General features: G+C 71.4%; 10 protein-coding genes and 1 pseudogene. 5 read left to right on the top strand and 6 right to left on the bottom strand.

The features are described 5' to 3' along the window. Nucleotides 1–9 precede the first annotated feature (9 nt). From ACH4VX_RS19255 to ACH4VX_RS19235, 5 genes and pseudogenes are all read right to left on the bottom strand, one after another. Nucleotides 10–1,215: pseudogene (locus ACH4VX_RS19255) on the bottom strand (type III PLP-dependent enzyme); the annotation flags it as partial. Next, entirely contained in the window at nucleotides 1,173–2,489 is a 1,317-nt protein-coding gene (locus tag ACH4VX_RS19250; RefSeq protein ID WP_398368592.1) for a DUF6271 family protein, read from the bottom strand. The gene ACH4VX_RS19250 and the pseudogene ACH4VX_RS19255, both read right to left, overlap by 43 nt. Next, nucleotides 2,486–3,511: a phytanoyl-CoA dioxygenase family protein gene (locus tag ACH4VX_RS19245; RefSeq protein WP_398368591.1), complete on the bottom strand. Its 1,026-nt coding sequence runs from the start codon at nucleotides 3,509–3,511 to the stop codon at nucleotides 2,486–2,488. Before ACH4VX_RS19245 ends, ACH4VX_RS19250 begins: the two co-directional genes overlap by 4 nt. A 77-nt stretch (nucleotides 3,512–3,588) precedes the next feature. Beyond that, nucleotides 3,589–5,121, bottom strand: coding sequence for a glycoside hydrolase family 3 protein (locus ACH4VX_RS19240; protein WP_398368590.1), 1,533 nt, complete (start codon nucleotides 5,119–5,121; stop codon nucleotides 3,589–3,591). Between the two features lie 172 nt (nucleotides 5,122–5,293). Next, the gene (locus ACH4VX_RS19235) at nucleotides 5,294–6,058 is read right to left on the bottom strand and encodes a GntR family transcriptional regulator (protein ID WP_398368589.1); all 765 of its coding nucleotides are present in this window, start codon (nucleotides 6,056–6,058) and stop codon (nucleotides 5,294–5,296) included. Nucleotides 6,059–6,430: 372 nt separating this feature from the next. Here ACH4VX_RS19235 and ACH4VX_RS19230 point away from each other — a divergent pair, with 372 nt between their 5' ends. The 4 genes from ACH4VX_RS19230 (at nucleotide 6,431) to ACH4VX_RS19215 (ending at nucleotide 11,113) form a co-directional block, all read left to right on the top strand. Further along, entirely contained in the window at nucleotides 6,431–7,708 is a 1,278-nt protein-coding gene (locus tag ACH4VX_RS19230) for an extracellular solute-binding protein (RefSeq protein ID WP_398368588.1), read from the top strand. 88 nt (nucleotides 7,709–7,796) lie between these two features. Next, entirely contained in the window at nucleotides 7,797–8,783 is a 987-nt protein-coding gene (locus ACH4VX_RS19225; RefSeq protein WP_398368587.1) for a carbohydrate ABC transporter permease, read from the top strand. Continuing rightward, complete coding sequence (locus ACH4VX_RS19220; protein WP_398368586.1) at nucleotides 8,780–9,613, top strand: carbohydrate ABC transporter permease; 834 nt, start codon at nucleotides 8,780–8,782, stop codon at nucleotides 9,611–9,613. Before ACH4VX_RS19225 ends, ACH4VX_RS19220 begins: the two co-directional genes overlap by 4 nt. 9 nt (nucleotides 9,614–9,622) lie before the next feature. Beyond that, complete coding sequence (locus tag ACH4VX_RS19215; protein ID WP_398368585.1) at nucleotides 9,623–11,113, top strand: glycoside hydrolase family 3 protein; 1,491 nt, start codon at nucleotides 9,623–9,625, stop codon at nucleotides 11,111–11,113. Between the two features lie 22 nt (nucleotides 11,114–11,135). On the opposite strand, the gene ACH4VX_RS19210 is transcribed toward ACH4VX_RS19215, so the two are convergent. Beyond that, complete coding sequence (locus ACH4VX_RS19210; RefSeq protein WP_398368584.1) at nucleotides 11,136–11,726, bottom strand: YdeI family protein; 591 nt, start codon at nucleotides 11,724–11,726, stop codon at nucleotides 11,136–11,138. 283 nt (nucleotides 11,727–12,009) lie between these two features. Between ACH4VX_RS19210 and ACH4VX_RS19205 the strand changes: the two genes are divergently transcribed. Further along, a complete protein-coding gene (locus ACH4VX_RS19205) occupies nucleotides 12,010–12,405 on the top strand; it encodes a cell division protein SepF (protein ID WP_398368583.1) in 396 nt (131 codons plus the stop codon). The last annotated feature ends 60 nt before the right edge of the window (nucleotides 12,406–12,465 follow it).

The raw sequence follows: 12,465 nt of genomic DNA, 5'->3' as shown, positions 1-12,465 counted from the left end.
CGGGGTGCCACCGCCCACGCAGACGCGGGGGAGCGGGTCGAAGCCGTTGAAGCCCTCGGTCATGTAGCTGGCGGCGTACGCGCCCGCCGACAGCACCCAGACCGGATCGCCCGACGCGACCGCCCTGGGCACCCGCACCCGGCGGTGCTCGTGGGCGTAGGCGTCGTCACTGTCGCAGGTGGGGCCCGCGACGACGACCGGCACCAGGTCGGCGTCGGCCCCGTCCGGGTGGGACGGGAAGACCAGCGGGTACCGCACCTGGTCCATCTCGTACAGGCCGTTGAACTTCCCGCAGCTCAGATACAGCCAGTGCTCCCGCTCCCCGTCCGGCCGGCGGCGGGACGTCAGCCGGGAGACGTGGGCCCTGATCGCGCCGTGGTCGGCGACCAGATGTCGGCCCGGTTCCACGAGGAAGTCCAGGGGACGGGGGGAAAGCTCCGCCAGCCGCTCCATGCCCTCACGGAGCACGGTGAAGATCTTGTCCAGCGGGGGGTCGAGCCGTTCCCCCCGGCGGTCGGCGTAGCCGAGCGCCGGCAGACCGCCGCCGAGGTTGACGTGGTCCGGCACGATCCCGCGGCCGTGCAGTGCCGTGAGCGCCTCGGCGAGGGCCGCGAAGGCCTGCTGCCACGCCTCGGCGGTCATCTGCTGCGACCCGACGTGCACCGAAAGACCGGCGGGGACAAGACCCGCGTCCCGCGCGGTTTCCAGCACCCGTACGGCGTCGTCCGCCGAGCACCCGAACTTCCGGCTCAACCCCCACAGCGCACCCTCGCCGCTGGTCGCCAGTCGGCAGAACACCCTTGCACCGGGGGCGTGTTCGGCCAGCGCCGTCACGTCCTCCACACTGTCCGTGGCGAAGTCCCGGACACCGAGCCGGTACGCCCGCGCGATGTCCCGGTCGGACTTGACGGTGTTGCCGTAGTGGACCCGGTGCGCGGGAACGCCCGTCTCCAGCGCCCGGGTGATCTCCCGGGCGCTCGCCGCGTCGAAACCGGCGCCCCGGCCGGCCAGGCAGGCCAGTACCTCCTCCACGGGGCACGCCTTCATGGCGAACCGCACGTCCACGCCGGGCAGTTCCGTGGTCAGCGTGTCGTAGCGGGCGGCGATCCCGTCCAGGTCGTAGACGAGCGCGTCCTCGGTGGCGGCCGCGAGGGCGGCGCGCAGGGCCGCGTTCACCGGAGCGCGCCCCGGCTCGCGTGCACGAGGGCGTCCCAGGCGCCGATCAGCAGCACGAAGTCCTCGATGTCGAGCGCGGCCTCGTCCAGCAGCCGCTCCCGGTCCTCCGTCATGTCGCGCGCGAACTCGGCGTACTTCCCGCCCAGTCGCCCGTACGCCGCCGCGACCGTGTCCAGCCGCCGCTCGTTCTCCGTACGGTCCAGCCGCACGCTCTCGGTGAGGAACGCGGCGAACGGCGCCGGGTCGAGCCGCCCGCTCCCGTCCAGCAGCGCGGCGCCCGCGCCGGCCATCCGCTCGTAGACGTGGTGCAGGTACAGCATGGACAGCAGGAACTTCACGAACCGCCTCTGGTACGCCATGAAGCCGGCGTGGGTGCGGCGCTCCCCGGTGTAGTAGTTCTCGATGTGCCGGTTGTGCAGGACGCCGGGCAGCGCGGCGTCGTACACGGCGTGGATGAGGAAGTAGTCGCTGCCGATGGTCGCGGTGGCGGGCGGCAGCGGCAGCCGCTCGTACACGTCCCGGTCGAAGGCGATGTTGGACATGTCGACGTGCATCGGATCGACCAGCGTCAGCGTGGAGTGGTCGCCCGTGAAGGGCAGCATCCCGGCGCCCTTGAAGGACTCCTCGGCCAGCTCCCGCTTCTGCCCGGCGGTCCAGTGGCCGGGCGCCCACAGGCCGACCACCTCGTCGTACACCTCCTTGTCGAGCTCCCGTATCCCGCCGATGTCGACCGAGAGTTCACCGATGAAGGAGGCGCCCACCATCGACACGGGCCGGTCGGCGATCGCGGGGTCGAGCGTCACCTCCGACACTCCGGCGGCGGCGTCGGCGGCGCGCTTGCCCAGTGAGGTCAGCTCGTGGTGGACGGGGAAGACCGGCTCGCCGCCGAGGACCTGGTAGCTGCAGTCGGAGTCGCGCCGGTGCGTCGAACGGCAGCCCAGTGCCGCCGCGACGAGGAACGCCCGGTTGGTGCAGGCGCCGTACGAGAGCGCGTCCGGGAGCATGAGGTCGAGGACCCGCTCCGGCTCCGGGAGCGCGGCCCGGTCGACGGCGCCGCGCAGGAAGTCCCGCTGGGCGGACTCGTCGAGGTGATGCACGACGACGCCCGCGGCCTCGGGGAGCGCGGCGACCGTGCGGGCATGGGCCGCGCGGGTCCGCTCGTCGGAGGAGTCGAGGATCAGCAGGTGCACCTCGACGTCGAAGTGCCGGGCGGCGTACGAGGCCTCCTCGCCGAGGGCGGTGATGGTCGCGGAGCACTCCCGGTCGGTCGGCAGGCTCAGGCATATCCGGTGCACGTCGGTTCCCTCTCTCATCGTGTCCGCCCGTTCCAGGACTCCAGTCCCAGCAACCTGCGTCCCAGAGCGTTCAGTTCGGCGGAGCCGTAGCGCAGGGACTCGTGCCGCGTCGCGTCGCCGAGCAGGGTCGCGTTCCACTCCGGGGTGCTGAGCGTGCGCCAGGACTCCACCCGGGAGCGGCGCAGCTCCTCGTTCTCCTCGAGGGCGGGCATCATCGACAGGTACTGCACCGCGCGCACCCCGTCGGCCGAGGAGTTGGGGGCCACGCCGTGTGCCAGCATCCCGTTGAAGATCAGCAGGTCACCGGCTTCGAGCCGGGGCCGGACGACCGGGAACTCGGTGCGGTCGGCGCCCGGACGGATCGGATCCCGGCCGGCGGGCTGCCCGACCTTCCACTCCTCGAACCGGCGGAAGAGTTCCGGGGAGCACTGGAAGCCGCCGTGGTCCGGTTCCGTGTCGGTGAGCGCGATGATGCCCTGCACCCGCTGCGGCGGGACGCTCGCCGTGGTGTCCACGTCCCAGTGCAGCTCGATGTCGAAACCCTCGTCCGTGGGGTCGATGAGGGAACGCGAACGGTTGCGCACATTGGGCGGGTTGAGGTTGAGCCGGTCCAGGGTGACCCACAGCTCCTCGCAGTCCCACACGTCCACGAACGCGTCGTACACCCGCTGGGCCTGCCGGCTGTCCCAGATCAGCTGGTGCTGGTACGCCTCGACGAAGCCGTAGACGAACAGGTCCCGGTCGAGGTCCGAGCGGAAGGCGCGCTCCTCGTACCAGGTCTCGGGGCGCTGCGGGTCCAGGCCCTGGAACTCCCAGGCGAACTCCAGCAGCAGCTTGGCGGCGTCGCGCGAGATCGCCTCCGGCACCACCACGTAACCGTGGTTCTGCCAGGACGCGAACTGCTCCTCCGACAGCACCCGCAGCGGCAGGTCCTTGGTCAGGTGCCGCAGTTGCGTCTCGGCGAGGTAGGCCTCACCGTCGGCGCTGAAGTAGGGGCGTTCGGAGGCGGCGCGGTGTAAGAAACGGTGGTGCGTCGTCATGCGGTACTCCGGAGATAGGGATCACTCACGGCATGCGGACAGAAGGAAGGGAAGAAGGGTTCGGTGGTCGGCCGGTGCTACGACGGCCCGGTGCGCCCCGCGAGGATCTCGGCCGCGGCGATGCCCGACACGCGCGTCGCGCCGTACGTCGCCAGGTACACCGCCCCGGGACGCTCACCCGCGGGTACGCCCATCTCGACGACGAGGGCGTCGGGCCGCCGGCGCACCAGGCCGGCGAGCGCGCGGGTCATCCAGCCGTGGCGGGCGGCGTTCCGGACGACCACGACCAGCGGACGCCCGTCCGCCGGCCGCAGGGCCAGCCGGTCCAGCACCTCGTCGCCGCCCTGGAGCTGGTGCTCGCCGAGCCGGACGGACGTGGTGCCCGGGCACAGCGTCTTCAGCGGTTCCGCCACGCCCCACGGGGTTCCGGGGTCGATGGCGGGGGTGGTGGCGGGGGAGAGCTCCACCACGTGGGGGGTGCCCACCAGCGGGAACTCGGTGTCACGGTCGGGCTTGTGGTGGATGTGGACGGCCCGCCGGGCCGCCACCAGCCCGATGCCGGAGGTGCCGGGGGTGCCGCCGGGGGTGCCGCCGTCACGCCGCAGCGCGCCCGCCCACCCGGCGAACTCCCGGACACGGCCCGCCGCCCCGGCGAGCCGCCGCTCGGGCAGGCGCCCGTCCAGTACGGCGTTCACCAGGGCGTCGGCCAGCCGTGCCGTGGTCTCCTCGGCGGCGTTCCCGCCGCCGACGCAGACCGCGTCCGCACCGGCGGCGACGGCCCGGACGGCGGCGCCCGGCACGCCGTAGCGGTCGGCCACGGCACCCATCTCGACGGCGTCGGTCACGATCAGACCGGTGAAGCCGAGCTCGCCGCGCAGCAGGTCGCCGACGACGGGGCGGCTCAGGGTCGCCGGCCACCGGTCGTCGTAGGCGGGCACGAGCAGGTGCGCGGTCATCACGGCCCGCACGCCCGCGTCCATCGCGGCGATGAACGGCGGCAGCGCGGTCAGCGCGAGGGTCCCGGCGTCGGCCGAGACCTGCGGCAGCCCGAGATGGGAGTCGACCACGGTGTCGCCGTGGCCCGGGAAGTGCTTGGCGCACGCGGCGACCCCCGCCGACTGCAGCCCCCGCACCCACGCGGCGGCGTGCCGGGAGACGACGTCGGGGCGCGCCCCGAAGGAGCGCACCCCGATGACCGGGTTCAGCGGATTGGTGTTGACGTCGGCGCTCGGCGCGTAGTTCAGGGTGATGCCGAGGCCGTGCAGCTCCCGGCCGACGTCCCGGGCCACCTGCTCGGTGACATCGATGTCGTCGAGCGTGCCGAGCGCCAGGTTGCCCGGGCGGGACGCCCCGGTGCGGGCCTCGAGCCGGGTGACGTCGCCCGCCTCCTCGTCGACGGCGACGACGAGGTCCGGGTTCTCGGCGTACAGGGTGGCGGTGAGCCCCGCCACCTGTTCGGGACCGCGGATGTTCCGGCCGAACAGGACGACCGAGGCGAGCCCCTCGGAGATCCGGCGGCGCACCCAGTCCGGCACCGTCGTCCCCTCGAAGCCCGGCTGGAGCACGGAGTGCGCCCACCGTAGCAGTCGCGGGTGGCTGCTCTCGGTCATCCGGTGCCTCCGTGCGGGGTTGTGCACGCGGCGGTCACGAAAGGAGCGCGCCACGACTGGTTCAGACCACTGGGATGTTGGACTGGACCAATGGGCCCTGTCAAGGAACGCCCTTTCGGCGCGGCGGCCGAACGCCCCTGGGAAGAGGCGGCGTTGGGCGCGAACCGCCCGGTCAGGGTCCCGGACGCGTCAGTGTCGCGGTGAACTTGTAGCGCGAGCCCCGGTACACCGAGCGGACCCACTCGACCGGCGTTCCCGTCTCGTCCCGCGAGTGGCGGGACAGCAGCAGCATCGGCAGGCCCACGTCCGTGGCGAGCAGCCCCGCCTCCCGCGGTGTCGCCGGCGAGGTCTCGATGGTCTCGTCGGCCTCCGCCGGCCGTACGCCGTACACCTCGGAGAGGGTGGTGTAGAGCGAGGTGTAGCGGCTCAGGTTGCGGCGCAGCTGCGGGAAGCGCCGGTCGGACAGATGGGTCGCCTCGATCGCCATGGGCTCCCCGCCGGCCAGCCGCAGCCGCTCGATGCGCAGCACCCTGTCCTCCGGCTCCACCTCCAGCAGGGCCGCCAGCTCCGCGTCGGCGGCGATGTACCCGATGTCCAGCACCTGCGAGGCGGGATGGAGTCCCTGCGCCCGCATGTCCTCGGTGTACGAGGTCAGCTGGAGCGTCCGGTAGACCTTCGGGCGGGCCACGAACGTGCCCTTGCCCTGGATCCGGTCGAGCCGGCCCTCGCCGACCAGCTCCTGCAGGGCCTTGCGGATCGTGGTGCGGGAGGTGCGGAACTCGACGGCGAGCAGGCGCTCGGCCGGCATCGGGGCGCCCGGGGCGCGCTCGTCGGTCATCTGCAGTAACCGCTGCTTGATGCGGTAGTACTTCGGTACGCGCCCGATACGGCCCGGCGCCCCCGTATCGGCATGGGCGCTGCTGACGTCCGTGCTCATGGCCTGCCTTCCGGCTGCGGTGTCCGGCGCGCGGACGGCAGGTGCCGACCGCGGTGCACGTCGGCGGACGGCCGGGTTCGGCGCCGCACGCTCGGCGATCCCGTTATAACGGTGTGTTCTCGCTTTGGTCTAGTCCAAGCGTCAACCCGTCCCTGTTTGAGTGGAGTTCTGCGGCCCGCCAGGGGTGTCCGAGCCGTTATCCGGGCGTGGGTCCACGACCCTTGACAGAGCCATAGGTCTAGGCCAAGCTCCCCCTTGCTGGTCTAAACCATTTAGAGGAAGCCGGGTCCCAGCCCGCCGAGCTGTTGCGCCGCTGTGGGGGTCACCGCCGAGGGCGTGGGTGTGGAAGGCATTCCTGAGGAGGGGTGGCGCGTGAAGCGCAAGCTGATAGCCGCGATCGGGGTCGCGGGCATGCTGTTCTCCGTCGCGGCGTGCGGCGGCGACGACGGTGACGGCGACAAGAAGGCCGGCGCGGACGGTTACGCCGGCGAGACGCTCACCGTGTGGGTGATGGACGGCTCCTCGCCGGACCAGTGGCAGAAGGACCTCGCCACCGAGTTCGAGAAGAAGACCAAGGCGAAGGTCAAGTTCGAGGTCCAGCAGTGGAACGGCATCCAGCAGAAGCTGACCACCGCCCTGTCCGAGGAGAACCCGCCCGACGTCATCGAGGTCGGCAACACCCAGACCCCGGCCTACGCCAAGACCGGCGGCCTCGCCGACCTCGCCGACCTCAAGTCCGAGATCGGCGGCGAGTGGACCGAGTCCCTCAACGAGTCGTCCGTCTTCGAGGGCAAGCAGTACGCGGCACCGTGGTTCTTCGCCAACCGCGTCGTCCTCTACAACAAGAAGGTCTGGGCGGACGCCGGGCTGAAGGACACCCCCAAGACCCGCGACGAGTTCTACGACGCGCTCAAGACGATCGGTGAGAAGACCGACGCCGAGCCGATCTACCTGCCCGGCCAGAACTGGTACCACTTCGTCGGCCTGGTGATCGGCGAGGGCGGCGAGCTGGTCAAGAAGGACGGCGACAAGTACGTCTCCAACCTCGACGACCCCAAGGTCGCCGCCGCCACGGAGACGTACAAGAAGTTCCAGGCCCTGTCGAAGGCGCCCAAGGACAAGGACGAGGCCACCCCGCAGCAGGGCGAGGTCTTCGCCAAGGGCAAGACCGGCACGTTCATCGGCATGGGCTGGGAAGCCGGCATCGCGATCAAGGCCAACCCGGACATCGAGAAGGAGATCGGCTACTTCACCATCCCCGGTCCCACGGCCGACAAGCCCGAGGGCGTCTTCCTCGGCGGCTCCAACCTCGCCGTCGCCGCGGGCAGCCGGAAGCAGGACCTCGCCAAGGAGTTCCTGAAGCTCACCCTCTCCGACAAGTTCGAGGGCCAGCTCGCCAAGGCCAACGGCGTCATCCCCAACAAGGAGTCGCTGCAGAGCAACCTCAAGGGCAACGCCCCCGCCGAGGCCGCCGCGCCGGCCGCCGCCGTCGGTGGCACCACGCCGCTGATCCCCGAGTGGGCCGCGGTCGAGAACGCGCCCAACCCGATCAAGACGTACCTCACCGCCGTCCTGAACGGCAAGTCCCCGGCCGAGGCCGCCAAGCAGGTCGAGGGCGAGTTCAACAAGCGCCTGGCGCAGCAGCAGTAGTAGCGCACGCGCTCCGACCGGGGCGGGGGCCGACCGACGCGACGGCCCCCGCCCCGCGTTGAGCACGCCGAGAAGAGAGATCGCGAGCATGACCGTGCAGACCGAACGGCCGCCCTCCGGCCCGGCGGACGTCCGCAGGACGGACGACGGAGGACCTGGCAGGCCCACACCGCGAGCCGCGTCGCGCGCCGGCGCGCTCGCCCCGTACCTGTTGCTGCTGCCCGCCGTCGCGGCCACCGTGCTGCTGCTCGGCTGGCCACTGTTCAAGGACGTACTGCTGTCCTTCCAGAACCTCAACATGGGGCAGCTGATCCAGCACGTCACCGAGTGGAACGGCGTCGACAACTACAAGGAGGTCCTCACCGGCGAGGACTTCTGGCGGGTCACCGTCCGCTCCATCCTGTTCACGGCGGTCAACGTCGCCCTGACCATGGTCCTGGGCGCGCTGGCCGGTCTCCTGCTCGCCCGCCTGGGCAAGCGGATGCGGTTCACCCTGCTGCTCGGCCTGGTGCTGGCCTGGGCCATGCCCGTGGTGGCCGCCACCACCGTCTACCAGTGGCTGTTCGCCCAGCGCTTCGGCGTCGTCAACTGGGTCCTGGACAAGCTCGGCTGGCACTCCATGGCCGACTACAGCTGGACCAGCAGCCAGATGTCGACGTTCTTCGTCGTCACCCTGCTGATCGTCTGGATGTCCGTCCCGTTCGTCGCGATCAACCTCTACGCGGCGACCACCACCATTCCCGGCGAACTGTACGAGGCGGCTTCCCTCGACGGCGCCGGCGCCTGGCGCAGCTTCACCACGGTCACCCTGCCGTTCCTGCGGCCGTTCCTCTACGCCACGACGTTCCTCGAGGTCATCTGGATCTTCAAGGCGTTCGTCCAGGTCTTCACCTTCAACGGCGGCGGCCCCGACCGGCTCACCGAGATCCTGCCCGTCTACGCCTACGTCGAGGGTGTCGGCAACCAGCACTACGGCATGGGCGCGGCGATCGCCGTACTGACCATCCTGATCATGCTCGGCCTGACCGCCTACTACCTCAGGATCGTGCTCAAGCAAGAGGAGGACGAGCTGTGAAGCGCTCGCTCTTCGGCCGCCTGTGGCCCAACGTCACGGCCGTCGTCCTGTTCATCGTCTGCGTCTTCCCCGTGTACTGGATGTTCTCCACGGCGTTCAAGCCGACCGGCGACATCATCTCGGAGACGCCCGTCTGGTTCCCGACCGACGTCACGTTGGAGCACTTCAGGACCGCGATCGACGCCGACCACTTCTGGACGTACGTCCGCAACTCGCTGACCGTCACCTGTCTGGCCGTCCTCTTCTCGCTGGTCATCGCGCTGGCCGGCTCCTTCGCCCTGGCGCGCATGCGGTTCAGGGGGCGGCGCGGCTTCGTCATCGGCTTCATGCTGGCCCAGATGGCGCCCTGGGAGGTCATGGTCATCGCGATCTACATGATCGTGCGGGACGGTTCGATGCTGAACAGCCTGGTGCCGCTCACGGCCTTCTACATGATGATGATCCTCCCCTTCACCATCCTGACGCTGCGCGGCTTCGTCGCCGCCGTGCCGAAGGAGCTGGAGGAGTCGGCGATGGTCGACGGCTGCACCCGCGCCCAGGCGTTCCGCCGGGTCATCCTGCCGCTGCTCGCGCCGGGGCTGATGTCCACCTCCATGTTCGGCTTCATCACCGCGTGGAACGAGTTCCCCCTCGTCCTGGTGCTCAGCAAGGAATCCGGGGGTGCGCAGACCCTGCCGCTGTGGCTGTCCAGCTTCCAGACCCAGTTCGGCGACGACTGGGGCGCGACCATGGCCGCCTCCTCCCTGTTCGCCATCCCGATCCTGATCCTCTTCGTCTACCTGCAGCGCAGGGCCGTCAGCGGCCTCACCGCGGGCGCCGTGAAGGGATAACGCCACCCGATGACGACATTCACCACCGGCACCGACACCCTCACCCGGGACGCGCTCGCCGTACTGCAGCCGGGCTTCGCCGGCACCACCGCGCCCGACTGGGTCCGCCGCCGACTGGCCGAGGGCCTCGCCTCCGTCGCCCTCTTCGGCCGCAACGTCACCACCGCCGAGCAGGTCACCGCCCTCACCGCGCAGCTGCGGGCCGAGCGGGACGACCTGCTGGTCGCCATCGACGAGGAGAGCGGCGACGTCACCCGCCTGGAGGTCCGCACCGGCTCCTCCTTCCCCGGCAACCACGCCCTCGGCGCCGTCGACGACACCGACCTGACCCGGGGCGTCGCCCGCGAGCTGGGCCGCCGGCTCGCCGAGTGCGGAGTCAACTTCAACTGGGCCCCGTCCGCCGACGTCAACGCCAACCCCGACAACCCGGTGATCGGCGTGCGCTCCTTCGGCGGCGACACCGCCCTGGTCGCCCGGCACACCGCCGCCTACGTCGAGGGCCTGCAGTCCACCGGCGTCGCCGCCTGCACCAAGCACTTCCCCGGCCACGGCGACACCAGCGTCGACTCCCACCACGCGATCCCGCACATCGACCTCGACGCCACCACGCTCCACGAGCGCGAACTGCAGCCGTTCCGGGCGGCGATCGCGGCCGGCACCCGTGCCGTCATGAGCGCGCACATCCGGGTGCCGGTCCTCGACCCCGACCGCCCGGCCACGCTCTCCCGGCGCATCCTCACCGACCTGCTGCGCGGCGAACTCGGCTACCAGGGCCTGATCGTCACCGACGGCATGGAGATGCGCGCCATCTCCGGCACCTACGGCCTGGAGCACGGGGTCGTCCTCGCCATCGCCGCCGGTGCCGACGCGATCTGCGTGGGCGGCGGGCTGTGCGACGAGGGCACGGTGCAGAGCCTCCAGGACGCGCTGGTGAGCGCCGTACGCTCCGGCGAACTCCCGGAGGAGCGGCTCGCCGACGCCGCCGCCCGGGTGCGCGCCCTGGCCGAATGGACCGCGGGCGTACGGCGCTCACCGGCCGCGGCCGTCGGACCCGAGCCGGAGATCGGCCTCACCGCGGCCCGCCGCGCGGTGACCGTCACCCGCGGCGCCGGCTCCGCGCCGGTCACCGGACCGGTGTACGTGGCCACCTTCGACCCGATCCCGAACATCGCCGTGGGCGACGAGACGCCGTGGGGCGTCGGCGCGGAACTGGAACGGCTGTTTCCCGGCACCACCACCGGCCACTTCTCCGGCCCCGACGCCGGTGAGCGGGCACTGAAGGCGGCGGCAGGCCGCCGCGTCGTCGCCGTGGTCCGCGACGAGCACCGGCACCCGTGGATGCGGACGGCCCTGGACACGCTGCTCGCCGCCGACCCGTCCACCGTGGTCGTGGAGATGGGCGTACCGCAGTCCGCGCCGCGCGGCGCGGCGCACATCGCCACGCACGGCGCGGCCCGCGTCTGCGGTGTGGCGGCGGCGGAGGCGGTCGTCGCGGGCTGACCCACCGGCGCGGCCCCGGCGGTCAGGGGAAGATTCTCTTCCCCTCGGCGAGCATGGCGACGAACTTCTCGATCCGGGCCGCCCGGGTCCCCGGCCGCTTGGCCTCCTCGATCCGGTGGAGGATCGCGTAGCGGTTGCGGCTGTCGAGGGTGCCGAAGAAGTCACCGGCGCCGGGTGCCGCGTCCAGCGCCGCCCGCAGGTCGTCGGGGACGGTCGCCGTGCTCTGGCTCGCGTACGCGGCCTCCCAGCGGCCGTCCTCCCGCGCCCGCTCCACCTCGCGCAGTCCGGACGGCCGCATCCGCCCCCGCTCGATGAGGTCGAGGGCCTTCTGCCGGTTCACCGCCGACCAGCGGCTGCGCGCCCGCCGCGGGGTGAACCGCTGGATCCAGTGGGTGTCGTCCAGCCCTTTCTTGTGCCCGTCGATCCAGCCGTAGCAGAGCGCCGACTCCAGCGCGGTCGCGTAGTCGACCCCGGTGATCCCCGACCCCTTCTTCGGAATCATCAGCCAGACACTGTCGACGTCCCCCTGATGCTCCTCCAGCCACGCCTCCCAGTCCCCTTGTGTCTCGAAGGCGACAACGGGCCCCACCACACCATCTGCTTCACCGGTCATACGCCCATGCAACCGGCCCGAACGGCCCGGGTCAACGCGGCTGCACAGGACGGGAGTCGGGCGGCCGGGACCCGGCGGGGCCGGACAGGTCCGGCCCTCTCATGAGGCGCTCCTTCGCGAGCGGCACAGTCATCGACGGCGCGCCGGGTACCCCACGGGTGACGGCGGAAAGCGTCACGTAGCGCGAGCACCGCGATGGCGGAGCGTGTCGTTATTGGGCCGAACGGGTGACCATGAGTAAGAATTGCCCGATGCAGACAGTCAGTGCGACAGGGGACGGAGCATGCCGGTGAACAGCCACGACGTCACCGACGAACAGTGGGAGGGGCTCGCCCAGGTCGTTCCGCTGCGGGGCCGCGACGCGTGGCCGTCCGCGGTGGGCCACCGCGCCCTGCCCGAGGCCGCGACGGAGGCGCGCCGACGCTTCGTCGTTCTGCGCGTCAACGTGTTCGCGGACGCCCGCGACGTCGCCGAGACCCTGATGTCCGGGATACCGGTCCTGCTGGACCTGACCGGCGCGGAGACCGAGACCGCCAAACGGGTCCTGGACTTCAGTACGGGCGTCGTCTTCGGCCTGGCCAGCGGCATGCACCGGGTCGACCGCAACGTCTTCCTCCTGACCCCGGCCGGCACGGAGGTCACGGGGCTGATGGAGGGGGTGGGGGTTCCGGGGGCGTAGCGCGTCGCCCGATCGTGGGAAGGCCCGTCGAGCGGAACGGTTCGCCCCGCACCGGACCCC

It is taken from the genome of Streptomyces sp. NPDC020731, from assembly GCF_044334705.1.
GTDB lineage: Bacteria > Actinomycetota > Actinomycetes > Streptomycetales > Streptomycetaceae > Streptomyces.
Note: the sequence above shows the minus strand (reverse complement) of the source record. Positions and strands in the feature narration are given on the sequence as shown.